At 55.2% G+C, this 19846-nt stretch carries 18 protein-coding genes and 1 pseudogene; 4 read left to right on the top strand and 15 right to left on the bottom strand.

From position 1 onward, the window contains the following. The first annotated feature begins 284 nt into the window (after positions 1-284). Positions 285-2714: a methyl-accepting chemotaxis protein gene (locus ROLI_RS20760; protein ID WP_187432212.1), complete on the top strand. Its 2430-nt coding sequence runs from the start codon at positions 285-287 to the stop codon at positions 2712-2714. A 119-nt stretch (positions 2715-2833) separates the two neighbouring features. Here ROLI_RS20760 and ROLI_RS20755 read toward each other — a convergent pair whose 3' ends face one another. The 8 genes and pseudogenes from ROLI_RS20755 to ROLI_RS20720 all read right to left on the bottom strand — a co-directional run bounded on the left by ROLI_RS20755 (position 2834) and on the right by ROLI_RS20720 (position 9888). Next, entirely contained in the window at positions 2834-3517 is a 684-nt protein-coding gene (locus ROLI_RS20755; protein ID WP_338469208.1) for an IS6 family transposase, read from the bottom strand. Between the two features lie 242 nt (positions 3518-3759). Next, complete coding sequence (locus tag ROLI_RS20750; protein WP_187431914.1) at positions 3760-4323, bottom strand: membrane integrity-associated transporter subunit PqiC; 564 nt, start codon at positions 4321-4323, stop codon at positions 3760-3762. Positions 4324-4325: 2 nt separating this feature from the next. Next, a complete protein-coding gene (locus ROLI_RS20745; RefSeq protein WP_187431915.1) occupies positions 4326-6410 on the bottom strand; it encodes an MlaD family protein in 2085 nt (694 codons plus the stop codon). Beyond that, positions 6407-7054 (bottom strand): paraquat-inducible protein A, encoded by a 648-nt coding sequence (locus tag ROLI_RS20740; RefSeq protein ID WP_262386665.1) that lies wholly within the window; start codon positions 7052-7054, stop codon positions 6407-6409. Before ROLI_RS20740 ends, ROLI_RS20745 begins: the two co-directional genes overlap by 4 nt. Beyond that, positions 7021-7653, bottom strand: coding sequence for a paraquat-inducible protein A (locus tag ROLI_RS20735; RefSeq protein ID WP_187431917.1), 633 nt, complete (start codon positions 7651-7653; stop codon positions 7021-7023). The genes ROLI_RS20740 and ROLI_RS20735 overlap by 34 nt, the downstream gene beginning before the upstream one ends. 118 nt (positions 7654-7771) lie before the next feature. Continuing rightward, positions 7772-7894: pseudogene (locus ROLI_RS20730) on the bottom strand (NAD(P)-binding domain-containing protein); the annotation flags it as partial. Beyond that, positions 7891-8787 carry an SMP-30/gluconolactonase/LRE family protein gene (locus tag ROLI_RS20725; protein WP_187431925.1) on the bottom strand — a complete coding sequence of 299 codons (897 nt, stop codon included), beginning with the start codon at positions 8785-8787 and terminating at the stop codon, positions 7891-7893. The pseudogene ROLI_RS20730 and the gene ROLI_RS20725, both read right to left, overlap by 4 nt. A gap of 69 nt (positions 8788-8856) precedes the next feature. Further along, positions 8857-9888: an L-idonate 5-dehydrogenase gene (locus tag ROLI_RS20720; RefSeq protein ID WP_187431918.1), complete on the bottom strand. Its 1032-nt coding sequence runs from the start codon at positions 9886-9888 to the stop codon at positions 8857-8859. Positions 9889-10018: 130 nt separating this feature from the next. Between ROLI_RS20720 and ROLI_RS20715 the strand changes: the two genes are divergently transcribed. Continuing rightward, positions 10019-10777: an SDR family oxidoreductase gene (locus ROLI_RS20715; protein ID WP_187431919.1), complete on the top strand. Its 759-nt coding sequence runs from the start codon at positions 10019-10021 to the stop codon at positions 10775-10777. Positions 10778-11195: 418 nt separating this feature from the next. Here the strand turns inward: ROLI_RS20715 and ROLI_RS20710 are convergent, their stop codons facing one another. The 4 genes from ROLI_RS20710 to ROLI_RS20700 form a co-directional block, all read right to left on the bottom strand. Then, positions 11196-12017 carry an EAL domain-containing protein gene (locus ROLI_RS20710; RefSeq protein ID WP_222869692.1) on the bottom strand — a complete coding sequence of 274 codons (822 nt, stop codon included), beginning with the start codon at positions 12015-12017 and terminating at the stop codon, positions 11196-11198. 664 nt (positions 12018-12681) lie between these two features. Next, on the bottom strand, positions 12682-12945 hold the full coding sequence (locus ROLI_RS23890) for a chemotaxis protein CheW (protein WP_350340407.1): 264 nt from the start codon (positions 12943-12945) through the stop codon (positions 12682-12684). Positions 12946-13004: 59 nt separating this feature from the next. Beyond that, a complete protein-coding gene (locus tag ROLI_RS20705; protein WP_262386667.1) occupies positions 13005-13640 on the bottom strand; it encodes a methyl-accepting chemotaxis protein in 636 nt (211 codons plus the stop codon). Between the two features lie 14 nt (positions 13641-13654). Further along, positions 13655-13828 (bottom strand): hypothetical protein, encoded by a 174-nt coding sequence (locus tag ROLI_RS20700; protein ID WP_262386668.1) that lies wholly within the window; start codon positions 13826-13828, stop codon positions 13655-13657. 50 nt (positions 13829-13878) lie between these two features. Here ROLI_RS20700 and ROLI_RS20695 point away from each other — a divergent pair, with 50 nt between their 5' ends. Continuing rightward, on the top strand, positions 13879-14349 hold the full coding sequence (locus ROLI_RS20695) for a hypothetical protein (protein ID WP_262386669.1): 471 nt from the start codon (positions 13879-13881) through the stop codon (positions 14347-14349). Positions 14350-14742: 393 nt separating this feature from the next. Here ROLI_RS20695 and ROLI_RS20690 read toward each other — a convergent pair whose 3' ends face one another. Further along, positions 14743-17334, bottom strand: coding sequence for a CHASE3 domain-containing protein (locus tag ROLI_RS20690; protein WP_222869693.1), 2592 nt, complete (start codon positions 17332-17334; stop codon positions 14743-14745). Between the two features lie 138 nt (positions 17335-17472). Beyond that, positions 17473-17667 (bottom strand): hypothetical protein, encoded by a 195-nt coding sequence (locus tag ROLI_RS20685; RefSeq protein ID WP_262386670.1) that lies wholly within the window; start codon positions 17665-17667, stop codon positions 17473-17475. Positions 17668-17816: 149 nt separating this feature from the next. Here ROLI_RS20685 and ROLI_RS20680 point away from each other — a divergent pair, with 149 nt between their 5' ends. Further along, positions 17817-19127 carry an ATP-binding protein gene (locus ROLI_RS20680; protein ID WP_262386671.1) on the top strand — a complete coding sequence of 437 codons (1311 nt, stop codon included), beginning with the start codon at positions 17817-17819 and terminating at the stop codon, positions 19125-19127. Here the strand turns inward: ROLI_RS20680 and ROLI_RS20675 are convergent. After that, positions 19124-19828: a response regulator gene (locus ROLI_RS20675; RefSeq protein WP_187431922.1), complete on the bottom strand. Its 705-nt coding sequence runs from the start codon at positions 19826-19828 to the stop codon at positions 19124-19126. The genes ROLI_RS20680 and ROLI_RS20675 overlap by 4 nt on opposite strands. Between the last annotated feature and the right edge of the window lie 18 nt (positions 19829-19846).

Genomic DNA, 19846 nt, shown 5'->3' with positions numbered 1-19846 from the left:
CTTGATGAGGTGAATGTAGTGGCCCGCCCCTTGCTGGATCAGCTCAATGGCAAACTTAAGAGCCGCAGTTTTAGGCGAAACGCATAGCCAATAGTTCGACGAAGCCTTTTGGCGCTGTGGGTATCCTTGCAAGCCACTGGAAAGCAGTCAAAAAATGAACTGAATGTTCGAGTTCTAATTAGAGTATGCATCTAAAATCTTATGGAAATGGCCAATTGAAAGAGGTTGGTAACTCTTTTCTGCTTACTTTTTAGGCGAAGAATCAAAAAGGAATCGGAATCGCCATGTCAGTTGTAATGCGTATCTATCTGGGAATGGGCGCAATGATCTGCCTCATCCTATTTGTCGGCGGAGTTGCTTCGTTGCAGACAAGCAAACTGGCTGATACCTTTGTAGATTATCGAGGGACAGCAAAAACCACTTTGATCGCAACGGATGTTGCCGAAGACCTTTTTGAGGCTCGCATTGCTGCCCTGAAATACCGTGCAAGCGGTGACAAGGCCCAGGCGGCAGAGGTTGCAAGCAACGTAGCCGAAATCTTCGAGCTGGAATCGGACATGGTGGCTGCGCTCGAAGGATACCCTGAACAGGAAGCTCTTGCTGACTTACCTGAGTTACTGGAAACCTACGCAACATCCATGACACAGGCCAGCGCTTTGCAGGATCAGCGTAACTCAATTGTCGCCGAAGCGGCCGTCGTTGGCAAAAAGGCCCGCGAACAATTGTCCGAAGTCATGCTGAGTGCCTACGCTGACAATGATCCTGCAGCGAGCCATATCGCCGGGGTGGCCTCCACCGATCTGATACTTGGACGCCTCTATTTTGAACGTTTCCTTGTGACCAATAGTGACGCTGATGCCAATCAATCAAAGGAACATTTGACCAAAGCCAGTGACGCTCTCACACAGTTATTGTCAGAACTGGAGAATCCGCGCCGACGCGAATTGACGATATCAACAATTGCAGATCTCGAACATTTTGCTGAGCTTGAGCAGGAAGTAGCCGCGACGATCAATCAGCGCAACAGTCTTTATGGCCAGATGGATCAAGCAGGTCCTGCCGCTCTCGCTGCGGTGGCGACAGCGGTGGACGCCATCGTGGATCGTCAAAACACGCTCGGACCAGCCGGTGCAGAGGTGGCCAAACGATCCATCACGATGGTTTTGGCTTTGGTCGCTATCGGCACAATCGTTGGTGTCATCGTTGCCTTTGTGGTGGGTCGTCTTATCGCCGCCGGTCTGGCAAGAATGATTACTATTATGACCGAAGTGTCCGAGGGCAATCTGGATATTGAGATTGAACCCACCGACAAAACTCACGAGTTGGGTAAAATGAACAACGCGATGGTTGTTTTCCTTGAAAATGCTCGCAAGGCGCGTGACCTAACGGCGCAAATGGCGGATGTTGAGGAGTTAGAGAAAGAAAGACTGGCCGCTGAGAAAGATCGCGAGGCCCGTGCCGCAAGTGAAGCGCAAGCCGCCAAAGAACGCGAAGAGGTCGCAGAGCTGGAGCGCGCGCGCATGAAGGCGCTGGAGAATTTCCAAAAAGACATGGAACATGTCATTGGTCAGGCGGCTTCAGGTGATTTGTCCAATCGTATGGCTGAAGACATGAAGGATGAAAATCTGGTCGTATTGGCTGAAGTAATCAACCGACTGCTGGAAGTGACGGAAAGCAATATCGACGATGTCGTGCAGAGTATTGGAGAGCTAGCAGACGGCAATTTGGGGGTTCGTATCGAAGGTGATCGACAGGGTGTGTTTCTGAAGATGAAGGAAGATTTCAACGGAGCACTACTTAAACTTTCCTCTTCTATGGGGCAAATTACCAAAAGTGGTTTCAGTGTTTCATCCGGGTCCTCTGAATTGGAAACAGCCGCGCTCGGGATGGCCAAGCGTGCAGAGGACAGTGCCGCGGCAATTGAAGAGACCTCCGCAGCTGTTGAGGAACTGTTTGCAAGTGTTAAGCAGGTTGTTGCGAACGCAAAAACTGCCAACGAAGCAACCCAACGCGTGAAAGAAAACGCCAGCAGCGCCCAGCAAGTTTCTAACGATACGGAGGAATCTATCACGGCAATGTCAGAAGCATCTGAACAGATCAATCGAGTCGTAAAAGTCATTGAGGACATTGCCTTTCAAATCAACCTTCTCGCTCTCAATGCGGGCGTTGAAGCGGCTCGGGCTGGCGAGGCAGGACGAGGATTTTCTGTAGTAGCCTCTGAAGTGCGCGCACTTGCACAGCGCTCTCAGGAAGCTGTTCAGGAAATTAGTCACGTCATCGAACAAAACAGCAAGACGGTTGAAGAAAGTGTTCGACAAGTTGGGTTGTCTCGTACAGCTGTTGAATCCATCGTTTCCGAAGTGGAACTGGCATCGAGTCAGATCTCCGAGATCACATCGGCTGTTGAACAGCAGTCGATGGGCATCAAAGAAGTAAATTCCGCAATCCAATCCATTGATTCCTCTTCCCAGTCCAACGCAGCTACACTTGAGGAAATGACCGCCTCCTCGGTTGCTTTGAGCGGGGAAGCGGAGACACTCGCCAACACGTTACGTGGTTTCCGCGGTGTATCTTTGGACGACGAAATTTTCAAAGAAACTAAGGTTGTTTCGTTAGAAAGGAAGCCAGAAGAGCCCTACATCAAACCATCAAAAGTTGCCGCGGTCGCCGGAGGCGGCCGAACAGCTCAAGATGACGGGTGGGGCGAGTTTTAACCCGCCCTGGAGACCCGTGCTAAGATTCTTCTTACGCGCCCATTAAAATGAAAGACCCACTATGAGGGTTGTGTCGCAAACTTTGTCGTGAGGCGAGATGGGGCCTCGCTAGGATACAATTATCCAGCGAGCTCGGCAAACTGTTCGAAGCCGGACAACCCTGGTCGGTCGAATTGTCCTTTGCGGATCATGTGGGCGACTTCGATGCCCGCCAGAGTGGACGCGGCTGAATTGAACGATTTGAAGGTCTGCATAGGGCGGGTGATCTTTTTTATGAAACGGTGGTCCTGTTCGATAATATTATTGAGATATTTCACCTGCAGAATCTCGATCAGCCAACACCAGTTATGCATCACCAGCAGGCAATTCATGTTGAACAGACCGACCGCGTTTGATCCGCTCTTGTCGATAAAAACCTTGTCCGGCCAGCCGTTACTGGCGATCACCTTGGCGAAGAATGCGGTTGCTGCCGCCTCATCACGTCGCTCGGACAGCATGAAATCAAGGGTATTGCCGTATTTGTCTATCGCTCGATAGAGATATGTCCACTGGCCTTTGACCTTGATATAGGTTTCGTCCATCCGCCAAGATCGACCGGTCGACGCCTTCTGACAACGCGCCTCACCGGCAACGGCGACAGAATATTTCTCGACCCATCGATTAAGCGTTGCATGATCAACATCGACGCCGCACTCGTTCATGATTTCTTCGAGATCCCGATACGATACCGCAAACCGAACGTAGAAATAGACCGCGTATAGGATCACCGATTTCGGAAAATGCGCGCCTTTGAAACTGATCAATCGTTTAAACCTTGAATGAGATGTCGAAAGGCTGCCCAATGAACGTCACTGCCGAGAAGTGCAACAGGGCTCCAAAAGTTTGCGACACTACCGTCCCATAGTGCATCTCGTTTGGCGCGGTAAATGCCATCAAAAGAGTGGCATAAAATCGCCACATCTCCAGTGTCAGCTGGAGAAAATTCGCCGGGTGAGTGTCAATGCTGCCCGCGTCCTTCGGTGAAAGGCTTGGTTAGGTTTGACGCTCAGCGCAATCCATTGCGGGCAATGAAGCGCGCGAGATCCAGAATGATCTGACCTCGCGCGGCGGCAACGGCCTGCGGTCCTTCAGCGGGATCAAAGGCGACCATCAGATCGAACAGGCCCGCACGCTCCCGTCCGTTTTCGGCGGCTACAAAATACTGGCCGTTCGCGCGGAATTGGCCGTCTTCCTGCGCAATGAGGCTCTCGAAACGCACCTCTAGACGCGCATCGGCAAAGGTTTCAAACGGCCAGGGCTCGGCAGCGACCCGCGCGCCGGTCAGCCGGGTCAGATTGCGCGACAGTTCCAGCGAAATGGCACGCTCCGGCGTGTCCGCCCATAAAACACCCCCGACACTTGTCAGCTTTCCATCCGGTCCAAGCTGCGCGATCTCATCCGAGGCCGCATAGGCGGGCAGGGAAACCTTGCGGATTTCGACCGAGCGGTAAGCGATGCGCTGTTGCTGGGCAACCTCTGAGGTGGGCACGACATAGCGATCCGGCGAACTCGCACAGCCTGCGAGCAGCGCGGCGCCCAGGATCATCCAGAATGGTCTAAAGAAACTCATGGCTATCGCCCCCTGATCAATGCGCTGGGATTTCGTTCCAGCAAACGCGCCAGAGCGGTCAGCGCATCCGCAGCCTGTGAAATGTCACGCAAGGCAGCCTGCGCATCGCGGCTGATAACTTCACCCTGATTGTAGCCCTCGATGGTTCGGCTGGCTTGGTCGAAGACCTCGGTGATCCGCTCCACCAATCCGGGCAGATCCTTGCTGGACAGCGCCACGGCGTCCGCCGCTTCGCGCGTGGATTGCAGCGTCGCGTTAACATTGCCCACAGCCCCTCCCGCGCGCAGCTCGCTGAGCGTCGCGTTCAATTCAGTGAGCGCGGCCCCAAGCGAGGCGGGCAATTCCTGCGCCGCTGGCGTTCCCAATATCGCGTCCGCAGACGCCAACAGGTCGGTCAATTGCACCGTCAATTCTTCCAACGGCATGGCTTCTGCCTTGGCCGCGACACCGCTGAGGTTTTCGATCAATTCAGGCACACCCGCCACAGAGGCGCTGACCGAGGTTGCGGCAGATTTTGCCGCCTCGATGGTTTCAACGATCCGGTTAACGGCCTGTTCGGTTTCGATTTGCCCCAAAAGGGTTTCGACCCGCGCCAGGGCTGCATTCACCGAAATCGGAATATCGCGGACTTCCTGCGACGTCACCAGCCCCCGCACATCTCCCAGAAGGCCGCGCAGGTCTTCGGGCATTTCGCGCAGATCCTCGCTCATCACGAAGGCCTGCGCGCTTTGCATGAAGCCGATGGCGCTGTTGAGCAGCTCTTCGATGGGCAGGCGGTTGATCCGGGTGAAAACGCCCTCAACGGTTGCCGCCGCATCTGATATTTCGCTCGCTGTCGCCGGGATGGTGGCAATTTCACCCTCGACCAGCACGATGTCGGCGGGGGAGGCGCCGTCAACTTCGACCAGTTCGACCTTCAACCCGCCAGTCAGGAGGCTGGCCGAGGCAAGACGGGCGCGCAGACCCTCGCGCACCCGCGCGCCGATGAAATTCAGCGCCGCCTCAGAATCCACAGCGCCCTGTAAGCCGAGCAGGGCAGGTTGGATGCCGATGACAACGTCAAGCCGTACCCGGTTGTCACCAAATGTGTCGGTATCCACGATCCCTGACAGGCTTTGTACCGAACCAATGCGCAACCCGCTCAACTCAACCGGGGCGCCCAAAGCCAGGCCGGAGATGTTATCATCAAAAATGATACGCAGTTCGATCAACTCGACTTCGGAGGCGTTGAAAACGCTGTTTCTGGCCGTTGTCCCATCGGCAAAAACCTCAAAAACCGTGCCATCCGTTACGCGCGCGCCGCCCGATACAAATGTGTCAAAGGTCAAACCTCCGCCCACCAATGTGGCCAGGGAGGAAAAGTCCACCTCCGCGCCTGCGGGCCCGATGGAGACGCTGAAGCCGGAGGTGTCCCAGAACCGTGTAGCCGTTGTGATCAACCGCCCGTAAGGGTCATAGATGATGGCTTCTGCGATGGCGAAGCTGCCTTCGCGCGAAATCCGCGCCGTGCCAACCCGGCCAATCTCAATGCCGCGAAACAAGATCGGGCTGTTGTCCGTGAGGGTACCGCCGGGCCGCGTGCGCAGCGCGATTTGCAAGCCTTCCTTGCCCGGACGAAACAGTGGGGGCGTTTCCAGTCCTTTGAATGTCTCGCGCGCGGCCCCCACCTGATCGTCCCATGATCCTTCGATGAAAATTCCGCTGATGACCGTGTCCAAACCCGAAATACCGCGCACCGAAAGCTCTGGGCGTACAACCCAGAATGACGCGCCGGCATCTACAAAAGGTGCCACTTCCTTTTCCAGCCGCACCTGTGCCACAACACTCTCAAGTCCTTCGGAAAACCCGATGCCTTCGACAACGCCCACCTTGATGTCGCGAAACCGTACCTCCGTCTGATCCACAATAATGCCGGTGCCGTTCTCAAATTCAATGGAAATCAGCGGGCCACGATCGCTGTAGGATTGCCAGGCAACCAGCAGTGAGGTCACCAGTGCAATAAACGGGATCACCCAGACAATCGAAGCGCGCCCCAGAAAGCTCTCGCGCGCCGGATCAATCGGAACAGGATCAGGAGTCTGCGTCATTCTTTCGGTTGTCCTTTTCCGTTGTGCTGCGCATCCCAGATCAAGCGGCTGTCAAAGGCCTGCGCCGATAGCATGGTGAAAATCACCGACAGGGCAAAAAACAAACTGGCCGGACCGGGGTTGATCGCCACAAGCACATTGAGTTGCACCAGAGACGACAGGATCGCAACCACAAAGATGTCAATCATCGACCATCGCCCGATGTATTCGACGACCTCATAGAGCAATTGGCGCTGGTTTTTTGACATTGTAGTCGGCCGTGTGATCGATATCGATAAGAACGCGATGGCCAGGAATTTGGCCACGGGGATCATGACGCTGGCGATCAGGATGATGATGGCGACCCCGTAGCTGTCATATTCGATCAACTCGATGGCCCCGCCGACAATGGTGGAGTTATCGACGCTGAAAAGCGTGCGTGTCTGTAGCATGGGATAGAGGTTCGCCGGGATGTAGCAGATCAGACCCACAAGCCACAGCGCCCAGACCTTTTGCTGGCTTTTGTGGTCGCGCAGTACCAGGCGGTGCCCGCAGCGCGCGCAAACCCTGACTTCCTGCGGCCAGACCTGCATGCAGCGCGTACAGGCGACAACACCAAGATCTTTGGCGGTTATCGTTTCTTTGGGTTGCTCAGCGCGTTCCATACCGACCACCTGCATAAGAAATTATCCTGCACCACAACGAGCAGCACCAGCATGGTGAACAACCAGAATGCCGGACCCAGGCTGACGTCTGCAAGTGCGTGGATCTTGACCAGCGCCACCGCACAGCCGATCGCAAATATTTCCGCCATTGACCAGGGACGCAGCGCCTCGGCCAGACGAAAGGCAAAGGCCGCCTTGCGGGCGGGGGGTTTGTCCATGACGATTGGAACCAATACGTAAAGCGACAGCAGCACGCGTGCCAGCGGGATAAAGATGATCAAGGCTGCGGTGGCAAGGGCCAGCACCACCAAGGGGCCATCGCTGAACGCCAATGCTGAGTCGATGACCGAAACCGAATTATGCGCGCCACCCGCAGAGATCGACAAAAACGGAAAGACCGCCGCCGCCGTGATAAGGATCACGATGGCAATCGAAAGAGCAATGATCTGCAACCCCGCCTTGTGCCGTGGCATGATCAAAACGGTATGACAGCGATGACAAACTGCGCGTTGCCCATTGCTTGGGCGCGCAAGCGTATAGGCCGCATCGCAATGCGGACAGACGATCAGATCGTCGCGGGGTTGAATATTCACGCTCATACCTTTGATTTAATGCGCTTCCCCACCAGAAAAAGCAAATATCGCGTTCTTAGCTTGCCCAGGGACCGTGTTGATCTTGGCTTGCATCGTCCATCCGCGCGAACCCCTGCAGGCCAGAAAAATCGCGCGCAACCTGCGTCGTGCGGTTCCAGACGGCAATGTCAAAATCTTTCTCGGCAATGTTGAACGCCAATGCCGCGCCCATGGTGCCAAGCCCGATCAGGCCAATCGCGCTGTTCATGGGAATTGCACGCCAGTCCGGTTCAGCGTCACGCGATAAACACTGGTCGTTGCCGTGATGAACAACTGGTGTTTTGAGCGCCCGCCAAAGCAGATGTTGGAGACCAGTTCCGGCACCAGAACCTTGCCCAAAAGCCGCCCGTCCGGCGCAATGCAATGCACCCCATCACCCGCCGAGGACCACAGGTTGCCATCCGTATCCACGCGGATGCCGTCGGCAATGCCGGGATCGATGGTGTGAAAAAGTCGCCCGTTTTGAACCGTGTCACCCGACACATCGTAAACCCGGATATGTTGCGCGTCATCGGTGAACATACGGCCCGTATCGGCCACATAGAGCCGCGTTTCATCCGGGGAGAAGGCCAGCCCATTGGGGCAATTCATATCATCGACCACGACCGCAATCACACCTGTGGATGGATCGACGCGGTAGATAACGCAGGCGTTTTCCTGCTCCGAGGCAAACCCTTCATAATTGGTCATGATCCCGTAATGCGGGTCGCTGAACCAGATGGAGCCGTCGGATTTGACTACAGTATCATTGGGCGAATTCAACGGCTTACCGTCATAGCGGTCCGCAATCACCGTGATCGTGCCGTCCAATTCGGTGCGCGTGACACGGCGCAGCCCGTGTTCGCAGGAGATCAAACGTCCCTGAAGATCGCGGGTGTGGCCGTTAGCGTAGTTGGACGGCGCGCGATAGGTCGTGACGCCAACCTCGGGTGTCCAGCGCAGGATCCTGTTGTTGGGGATGTCGGAAAACAACAGACACCCCGCATCGCCGAACCACACCGGCCCCTCGACCCAGTCAAAACCTGTCGCCAGCTGTTTCACCGGCGCATTGCCCATCACATATTGCCCGAAAACCGGGTCGTGTACCTCAAAGAACGACACTGAAACCTCTCCTATTTTATCCACCACATCCCGGTGCCAGGGCACCGAAATTTCAAAACCCAAAGGGTCTTAGGAAAACGCGATCTGTGCTTTCATTGCCTGTGTGCGATCCGCGGCCACCTCAAACGCCTTAACGGCATCCTTCAGATCAAGCGTATGCGTGATCAGCGGTTTGACGTCGATCAGGCCTTTGCGCATCAATGCGATCCCAGTGAAGAATTCCTCGTGGAACCGGAAAGATCCCCGCAATTGCAATTCCTTGGCCGTGATTGCCTGTACCGGGAGTTGCATATCGCCGCCAAGGCCCAGTTGCACGATGATGCCGCGCGGGCGCAGGGCCGCGATGCCCGCCGCGAGGGCAGGGGCCGCGCCCGTGCATTCAAACAACACGTCAAATGTACCCTTCCCGGTCTCATAGGGCTTGAGCCCTTCCGGGTCTTCGCGCGCATTGATCACCCTATCGGCACCGTTTTCGCGTGCCATCTGCAAGGTAAAATCGGTCAGATCAGTCGCTACGATTTCCGCCGCTCCGGCCCGTCGCGCCGCCAGAATGCACAAAAGCCCGATCGGCCCGCAGCCCGTCACCAGTACCCGTTTACCCAAAATATCGCCCGCCTGATGTACGCCGTGCAGGCAAACCGCAAGCGGTTCGGCCATCGCGGCCTCCCCCGGCGTCAAACCGTCCGCGGGCGCGCATTGCGTCTGATCCGCCACCAGCATTTCGCGAAACGCCCCCTGAATGTGCGGAAAAGGCATCGCGGAGCCGTAAAACCGCATGTTCAGGCAGTGGTTGAGCTTGCCCTCATGGCAATAAACGCAAGCGTGACAGGGCCGAGAGGGCGATACAGCGACAAGCTGCCCGAGTTTGAGGTTTGTGACACCGTCTCCGAGGGCGGTGATATGCCCCGACACCTCATGCCCCAGGATCATGGGCTCTCTCAGGCGGATCGTGCCGATACCACCGTGCTGATAGTAATGCAGATCAGAGCCGCATATGCCTCCTGCCGCAATCGCGATCTGGACCTCGCCAGGGCCGGGATCGGTCACATTTGCATCCTCGATCCGTAAATCAAGGGGCGCATGAATAACGAGGGATTTCATTTTGGATCCTCTTCGGGGCTTTTGATTTGTATCGGCGGCATCGCTTCGGCAAGACCGCTTCGCTTGACAAGGCTTGTTATCGTTAACATAAACTTCATTAAAATTAACGTCGAGCGCAAAGAGAGATCCCATGAGCCTGAGCCTTTTCGATCTGAACGGGCGTCGCGCCCTAATCACGGGATCTTCGCAAGGGATCGGCTTTGCCCTGGCCAAGGGTTTGCAGGCGGCCGGTGCCGAGATCGTGTTGAACGGGCGCGATACGGCCAAGCTTAATGCGGCGCAGGCCCAATTTGAGGGCACGACACATGTATTGCCTTTCGACGCCACGGATCATGACGCCGTGCGCGCGGCCGTGGATGGGTTTGAGGCTGAGACAGGGGCCATCGACATTCTGGTGAACAACGCAGGCATGCAGCACCGCACCCCGCTCGAAGATTTCCCGGCCGACGCTTTCGAGCGGCTGATGCAGACCAATATCGCGAGTGTTTTTCATGTCGGCCAGGCCTGCGCGCGCCATATGATCAAACGCGGGCAGGGCAAGATTATCAATATCGCCTCCGTACAAACGGCTTTGGCGCGCCCTGGCATCGCGCCCTACACCATGACCAAGGGGGCGGTTGCAAATCTGACCAAAGGCATGGCGACCGATTGGGCCAAATATGGGTTGCAATGCAATGGTTTGGCACCTGGGTATTTTGATACGCCCCTGAATGCGGCCCTCGTGGCGGACCCGGAATTTTCGGCCTGGCTAGAGAAGCGCACGCCTGCTGGTCGTTGGGGTAACGTGAATGAGCTGGTCGGGACCTGCATCTTTCTCGCCTCGGCCGCCTCGTCTTTTGTGAATGGAACGACAGTATTTGTTGATGGTGGTATCACCGCATCCCTCTAGGTTATCGCATTTTGTTCCAAGGCCGTATCGCGCTATCCCTTTGACCGTGGGTGTGCAAAATACCACCGTTCCGCATCCTGCTGCGCGGAGATTACGACGTTTTGACGATGATTTTCATCAACCCTTTCGCAGGAGCAACCAGACGCCGAAAAAACGTTCCGTGGAAACCCTAGTCATCGCGATGATGAAATAACGGTTCGGGTTCACCGCGTAAAAGTAGCGTTATCGTCCGGCTTGCGCGACCGGAACGGGAACATCTACAGTTTCAGGCTAAACCGGCCGTGGGAGGCAGCATATACTCTGACGGAAACGGATGCTCGCTTGAAGATCAGAAAACGTCGGGACGCTTACCCTCTCTACTTTGAGGCGTTCGGGTGTGCATGTCTGCAAGTGGAAAGCCCGTTCTTCACCGCTTGCGTTATCGCAAAATCTCATGCGTCGGATCTGTTTCCGCTTTGAGTGCCAGGAAAGGAATATTCGGTTCCGTCTGCAGCTGTTCAAACTGGGGCCTTGCCAGATAATAACCCTGAATATACTGGATGCCGAGGTCGCGAAGCTGCGCAAATTCATCAGCGGTTTCGATACCCTCTGCAATAACCTCGATCCCGAGATCGCCGCAAAGGGCAGTTATGCTGGCCACAATTGATTGGCGACCCGGATCTTTGTCGATGTTTGTGACGAGGCCTCGATCAAGCTTGATCAGATCGGGAATGACATCGGCCAGCAAAGTCAGCCCAGCATATCCAGCCCCAAAATCATCTATCGCCGTACGGAAACCGAATTGTTTGTAAGTGGCAACGATGTTCTTGATATGCTGAATGTCGCGCATCGGCTCGCATTCCGTGAATTCAAAAATGAGGTTGCCGATGTCAAAGTTGCATTTGTCTGCGGCCCAAAGCGTGTGAGTAATACAGTGGCGCGGCTCATAAACAGCATTCGGCATGAAATTAATAGATAGCGCACCCTGCAATCCCGCCTCCGTCGCGACTTCAATTGCGGTCGTGCGGCATCTTTGATCAAACTGGTAGCGGTTGTGGTCAGTGACGTGGGAAAAGATTTCACCTGCCCCCCTTCCATCCTTGCCGCGCACTAACGCTTCCTGGGCAAACACAGCGCCGGTTTGAAGATCAAATATCGGCTGAAACGCCATGGTGATCTCTTCCTTGAACGCGGAACCTACCCTCGAAGAGCAATGCTGGCAGCCAAGCTTGTTGTTTTTGGCATTGAGGCTGGGGTTCACTGTTCACGACTTTCTACTCACCAAACACTATGAGATAGATATCAGTGATCTCCAAAGATATGCTTAAGATCAAACCTGTAACTCGACGTCAGCGGTGACTGCAACAGTGCAAATCGATGCAAAGACTGTTGACCCACCTCGTCAGGTTGATCGACCAGCTATAATGGCGTGCCCGCACTTGAGCAGCGCACCACAACTGAACACCGTAAGTGCCAATACGAGCCAATCCTTATCTCTCGTCAAAACACGCAAGAAGTCGGGAAACGTTGTCGCAGCAAGGTCATAGCCGCTGCATCCCCGGCAACTCTTTTGTTCATACTGAATGGGTGGATATCCGAAAAACCGGCAAGAATGAACATCTTTAGTACTTTACGCAAAGCCGTGATCGTCGACCACAAAAGTCGACAATGGGCTATAGGTCAAAGGGCGTACTAGCGGTCGAGCGTATTTTAGCATCTCATCATATAGCCAACCGTGGTGCTGGTTCAGCCAAGGCGGGAAACAAAAATGACAAGTCAAGACTACGCACCATTCTGTCGCCAAAAATTGTCAAGGATTGAACGTAGGCCTGATATGTTCTGAAGGCTATCTCAGGCGGCTGCATGTCATCCGCGGAGGGCAGGATAATTTCTGAAACCGCATCGACGATCGGTTCTACCTGCGGTTACGCGACCTCAACGACAAATGTGACACTACGATCACATGCGTCCGGCACCGGCAGCTCCAAACGTCCGGCGAAATCAACTAGGGGCAGGACGGCGCCTCGAATGTTAATCAAGCTAACTACCAAGTCAGGAGAGGGTGTGGCCCATCCCCAGACTTTCCGTTTTGTCGAGATATCAAGCGTATAGTCTTCTACTCCCACCCGGGAGGTCAAGAGTTCTACCCCTGCGGCTCTACTGTTCCAGTCATCACGTTTATCAGCCACCTTCAAAAACCAGTTTTAAGTACACCTTGGAAGAAGGCTCACCCACGCATCTTATTTGATCAGAATTCTGCCCAGCCTTCGTCGACCGTCCCACCACCACCGGCAGAAACAGCTTTCTTCAACTGCGCTGCAGAACTGTCTCGATTTCCGCGATCAAGCAAGACCGTCTTTGACGGGGCTGCTGCCTTCTCTCCCTGGGCGACACCATAAAACTGGCTGAGTGCTTCAGCCAAGGTTTTTGCATCTTCGTTCAATACCACGGTGGAAGCTGTCATTTCTTCAAGCGTCGCAGCATTTGTTTGAGACGTTGAATCGATGGATCTGATAGCCGTATTGACCTCGTCAATCTCGACCGATTGCTGTTCGGCTGCCGTCGCGATATCGGAGATTTGTCCTGAAGCGACCTCAACCTCGGCGATGAGGCCTTCGAGTGCTTCTCGGGACAATCCAATCTGCTCAACACCAGCCTCGACACTCTGGTTGTTCTGATCAATAACCTGACGGATTTCCTGCACAGCTTCCTGGGAACGTTGCGCAAGAGCGCGCACCTCAGAGGCGACTACCGAAATGCCTCTGCCGGCTTCACCGGCCCACGCTGCTTCTACCCCTGCATTGAGAGCCAGAAGATTGATCTGGAACGCGATGTCTTTGATCACCTTTACCACATGGTTGATCTGGGCGGAGGCTTCTGTCATTGCGTTGATTGAATCTAAGTCTTGTTGGATACTTCGCGTGTCTTGTCGGCGCTTTCGCGTACTTTACGGGTGGTTTCATTTGCGCTCTTTGCATTGGCAACGACCTGACGGATGCTGGCCGTAATCTGTTCAGCGGCTGCCGAAGTCTGTTCGACTGCTGCGGCGCTGTCTTCGCCACGTTTTGCCATGCCAACTGAAGATGTCTCCAACTCTGCAGACGTCGCAGAAACCACTTTGCATGATCTGCGCCATTGTTTGGGACAATGTCGTTAGCGCGCCGTTGAAGTCCTGTTGCATGCGCTGGAAAGCCCCCCTGGCGCTCCTCTTCGATCCGCACTCCGAGATTGCCGTGCGCCAATTCGCCGATGCTGGCGACAATATCCGTGATATTGGACTCTGTGGCTTGCTGAAGCTTGTTGATCACGCGCGCCAATTCGGCAAGGCTGGCGTCTTCCATATCTTCCGACATCCGGTTGGAAAAGTTCCCCGAGGCGGCTTCGGCCAGAACGCGTTCCATGTCCTTCTGGAAATCCTGCAGCGTTTGCGGCCTCGCGCGCTCAACTCTGCTGCGCGGGGAATAAGAAAACAGCATAGCAACGCATATCGCGTCTCATCCGGATGTCGTCGCATGCCCCACGCATCCTCTGTGCCCGCCCACAACCAAAACCGTTCAATAATATCAGGATGCACATCCGCCAGGATCGTCTGATCCAAGCCGACTGCACAAACAGTTTCCAAGCGTGACACCGTTCTGAGCAGATTTTCGACGCTGGCTGCACCGGAACTGCGCGACACTTCGGCAAAGGGAGAAAGGCCACACGACTTCACTGATCACTTGTTCCAAACAATCTGAAAAACGTCTTGCATTGAAAGGAACATCCACACACGGGTTTTATAATCCACGACAGCGATAGTCAGCACCGGCATAGAAAATCTCTGTCGCTTTTGAACGGAAGGCCGCATCAATGAGCTTGGAGACCATGACGTGAGCAACCGTCACGACGACCCTTGCGATACCGACCTCACAACAAACGAAAGCAGGTACGGCAGGTCTAAATTGCTCTTCATGAAGACAAACTCACTGTTGGGGTCAGCGGTCTTTCTAACCGCCTCCGCCAACCGCTTTTAGCTCTGTAAGCCGTTCGCGCACTTCGAGGGATGGTGGGTTACTGGACACGATTTCCTTGCTATTTCCTGTGCGAAAACGGTCGGTAGATTGCTTCAAGCTTTCAGCCTCACTTGCTAGCAAGCTGCTGGCTGCGGTAACTTCTTCGAAGGAAGCAGCTTGTTTCTGAGTGTTCTGGTCGATTTGGCCAACAGCAGACGTAATTTCACTAATGCCACTGGCTTGCTCCTTTATGGCAGAAGAAACCTCATCAACTCCAGCCGAAATCTTGACGACGCTCTCAGCAATTTCTTCAAGAGATGAACGCGCATTGGTAACTTTTGTGACGCCTTCAGACACAGCATCATCACTCTTTGTGATAACGGTATCAATCTCTTTTGCGGCTTCGCTTGCGCGTTGCGCCAGTTGACGCACTTCCGACGCGACCACTGAGAAGCCACGCCCGGCGTCACCAGCTCTTGCAGCCTCAACACCCGCATTCAGAGCGAGCAAATTTATCTGGAAGGCAATGTCATTGATCACACCAACCACTCGGGCAATTTCTTTTGAAGCCTCCGCAATGCGTTCCATCGAGGCGGCTGCATCGGCAGCGACCTGTTCACTCGATTGCGCGGTATCGCGTGCCAGACGGGCATTATTGCTTGCATCTTCAACATTTGCACTCACGTGCTTAATGCTTGCTGTCAGCTCTTCGAGCGCCGCCGACGTCTCTTCAAGCGATGCCGCGTTTTGTTCAGCCTGACGCGACAAATTCGTGGCCGTGTCCCGCATTTCCGCAGAAGACGAGGATAGTGTGAAACCACTTGCCGAAATTTCACCAATCAAAGACTTAAGAGCTTCCATCATGCTATTGGCATCGGTTTGAAGACGGCTGAAGGCACCGTGAAACTCACCTTCCATCGGCTTCGATAGATCCCCAGCCGCAACGCGCTCCAACACCTTGCCAGTATCGGACAGGCCCTGATCTACAACATCGAGCAATTGATTGATGTTTTGGGCGAGCTCGTTGAACATCTGATCGGAAAACTTCGCCTCGACACGCTGTGTAAATTCGCCAACAATCGCCGCTTCGAACACTTTTCCGAAGGATGTGCCAACCTGAGCAATCATCTCTTCTCGTTCCGCCGATGCCTTGCGATCCGTCTCTTCTTTCTCCTTTGCGATTTCAATCTCGCGCTGAGCAGTCTTTTCGCGTTCCGCAGCCATTTCGGCCATGCGTTTGCCGTCCGCCGCGCGCTCTTCGTTGAGCGCCGCAACTTTCAGAGCGTTCTGCTTGAACACCTCCGTCGCCCGCGCCATCTCACCAACTTCATCGCCGCGGTTTTGACCGGAGATTTCGACGTTATTGTCACCGTCCGCCAATCGTTTCATCAGGCTGGTCAACCCACTGATGGCGTTGCCAATGCTTGAACCTACAAACCAAGCGACAGCAGATCCGATCACGAGTGCGGCGATTAAAACAGCGACAATAGAGGTCACAGTTAGGGCTTGCGTTTGCACGTTCTCAGCCCGTCGAATCACGTTCAGGGCATCCTCCTCCGCAGAGAAATCCGACATCAGCTGACGGAAGCCGTCAAAATACTCTTTTCCACGAGACTCGCGGACCAGATCCGAGACGTCATCCATTGTCTTCGCATCGCCAATCTGACGGCGTAATTCAAGCATTGGCGCGACGACTTCCGCAAGCCATTCATCAATGACCGTTTTGGCCTCTGCCAGGACCGCCACCTGAGGAGGGTTGTCGCTTACTGTCTCACTCAAATCAGCAATAAGCTGTTGAAATGCCGCAGTGCCAGCGTTGTAGGGCTCAAGGAAGACCTCATCCCCTGCAACAAGAAACCCGCGCATACCGGTCTCCATATCTACTGCCGACGCCAGAATATCCTTTGCAGTGATGATCACGGCGTTGGTTTGCTGAACCCAATTCAACGCATCCCGGATTGCCGCATCCGTTGCGACCCCGTTCGACAAAAGCACGGAGAAGCGTTCCTTGCGTTCTTCGAGAAGCGTTTGTTCATTTTGAATGAAGGTCGCAACAAGACCACGGAACTTGTCAAAATAGGCCTTCCCACGCCCTTGTTGGACTACGGCAGCCATATCGTTCATTGTTGGCGCGTCCCCGATGACACGGCGCAGTTCGATTTCGGGCTCCGCCACCTTAATCTGCCAATCGCGCAGGATATCCTCGGCCTCTTGCAGGCGTGCGACCTGTGGCGGGTTGTCACTTACGGTTTCGCGCAGTTTGGCGAGATCGGAAAAAGCCGCCGTTTCTCCATTCCTGTAGGGATCAAGGAACTGCTCCTCACCGGCGAGCAGATAGCCGCGCAGGCCTGTTTCCATGTCCAGCGCGTAGCCAACAATCACTGTAGCCGATTTTAAAACACGCTGCGTATGGTCCACCCAGCCTTGGGTTCGATCCAAACGTGCGAGGTTCACCAAGGCGACCGCACCAATAACAAGCGCCATGACCAAGGGCACAGCAACACTGAGCAATACTTTGGGTTTGGTGTTGATATTGGATAGAGCAAATCGATTTGTCGTTTGCTGAAGTGTATTCTGATTTTCCATTGCGAGTCGCTCCATCATCACTAATCGGATCCGGATTACCTCAGAAAGTATTTTAAAAAGGTTTATTTTTTTATTCTGATTGCGGTAAATCGAACGTTTGCAAATCAACGGTTTGCGCGCGGCGATTTCGAATGCGTTCTATTGAAGGGCCGGAAAATAGTCGGCAGGTGACATCCGAATATCGCGTAGATTGTCATCGCCTTTTGTCAAAAGCACAATTTCGGGGCCGACGGGCTGTGCGGATATTGGGCTTGCTGATGCAGCCTGGCGGATCGCCATCCGCGCCTGCAACATCGGATTGTCAAAGGACGCAGCCAAAACGCGGCCATTCATCAAGCCGCGCTTGATACTGTGGCTGACATATGTCGCCACGAGAAGAGGCTGCGCGGCGTCTGGACGGGTGGCAATTAAGCCAATCGCTGCTTCAACGGCGGGGGCACTTCCGATCAGATAGGGAGTGCAAAAAACGGACCCGCACCGCGTTGGAGTCAGCGCGGGACCTGCTTGATATCACCAACGACATCCTCACCTTCGCAAGCAGTGAAGACAGCGCCAACCGCGGCAATCCGGTGCACTTTCGGCTGCGCGATCTGGTCGGTCAGATGGGGCACCAATTGCAATCGCTTGGCGTGCAGAAAGGGTTGGAGGTGGTTGTGGACCTGTCCGAACCCGCACCCATGACCTTGTTGGGAGACGTCGTCAAAATCCGCCAGATTGTCGGCAACCTGATTTCCAACGCGGTAAAATACACCAAACGCGGGACAATCACTCTCAGCGTCGATCACGCCATTGACGCACAATCCGGTCGTCCCGTGCTTAGTTTCACTGTGGCCGACACGGGCGTGGGTATGACCCGCGAGGCCATTGCCCATGCATTTGATGCCTATATGCGCGCTGAGTCCGCCAAACGCGCGGGGATTGAGGGGCTCGGGCTTGGCCTTGCCATTTCGCGCACCCTGACCGAAGCCCTCGGCGGTGCGCTGAGCGTTGAAAGCCAGGCTGGCGTGGGCAGCCGCTTTACGCTGACGGTGCCGCTGGCGCTGGGTGATCCGGAGCTTGCCGCGCAAGATGAGGAGCGCGCGCCGCAAGCCGATCTGGGCCGCGAGGTATTGGTGATCGATGATCATGCTGTGAACCTCATGGTGGCGCGCGGGTATCTGGAGCGGCTGGGGTGCCGCGTCAGCGAAGCGGATACGGGCACCGCCGGATTGAAAGCAGCGGCGCAGCGGCGGTTTGATTTGGTGCTGATTGACCTCGACTTACCCGATATGCGCGGCGAGGCGGTCGCAGCGCAGATGGCCAAAAGTGAGGACGCCCCCATATTGGTTGCCCTGACGGCGCATCTGATCGATGACACGGTCGAAAATCGCAAGCAACTTGGCGTTGCGCGTATCCTGTCGAAACCGATTTCACCACGGGCATTGACGGAGGTTCTGAGCGCGGGCACCGCTGCCCCGACACCTTCCGATTGCACCACAGTTCTGGACAGCCTGCGCGAGGATATTGCCGACCTCGGGCCACAGACCACCACGCTGATCGTGCGGGAGTTCCTTGACGACCTGCCTCGTGCCGTTGAAACGATCCTACCGGCACCTGCCCAGACCCGACGCAAGGCTGCGCATAAGTTGAAAGGCGCCGCGTCGAATTTCCGGCTGGAACAGCTCTGCGCCGCCTTGGCCCGGATCGAAGAGACGGGAAACGGCGCGCATGACGGCTTGCTCAAAGACCTTCAGACATTGGCGGTGGAAGCCGCAGACCTTCTTGAGGCTGCGCTCGTTAAGGCAGGGCTTTAGACAGAATTCGGGTCAACGAAATGATATCCTTTGCCGTGTTCGGTCAAAATCCATTCCGGGCTGGCAGGATCATTCTCCAGCTTCTTGCGCAAACGCCCCACCACCACATCAATCATCCGGTCATTTGACCGCATCGCCTTGCGACCCATCATTTCGGTAAGGCGCGCGCGGCTCAGCGTTTGGCCGGGGTGATCCGCAAGTGCGGCCATGACGTCGAATTCCTGCCGGGTCAGCGTTTCGGTTCGGGCCACTGAGACCAGCCGCCGCCGGATGCGATCAAAGCACCACGGACCGAAATCCTCCACCGGGGCCGGGCCTTGCGGGGCCTGCCCGATATCAGCAATGCGGGCCAGAAGGTTCTTCACCCTTGCGGCCAGCTCGCGCTTATCGAAGGGCTTGGTCACATAATCGTCCGCCCCCATTTCCAAACCTACGATCTTATCCACCTGGTCATCCCGCGCCGTTAACAAGATGATCCCGACCCGCGACATGCTGCGTTGTTCGCGGGTGATGGTCAGCCCGTCTTTGCCGTCAAGGTTGATGTCCACCAGCAAAAGCTCAGCCGGATCTTCGCTGAGGGTCTGTTCCATCGTTTCGGCATTCTCGGCTTCGCTGACGCGATACCCTTGTTTGCGCAAATGGGCCGCGAGACGCATACGCGTTGTGCGGTCATCTTCGACGATCAGGATGTGTTGCGCCATGCAATCATTGTTACAATT

This window comes from Roseobacter fucihabitans (assembly GCF_014337925.2).
Taxonomy (GTDB): domain Bacteria; phylum Pseudomonadota; class Alphaproteobacteria; order Rhodobacterales; family Rhodobacteraceae; genus Roseobacter; species Roseobacter fucihabitans.
This window is presented reverse-complemented; position numbering and strand designations above follow the sequence as displayed.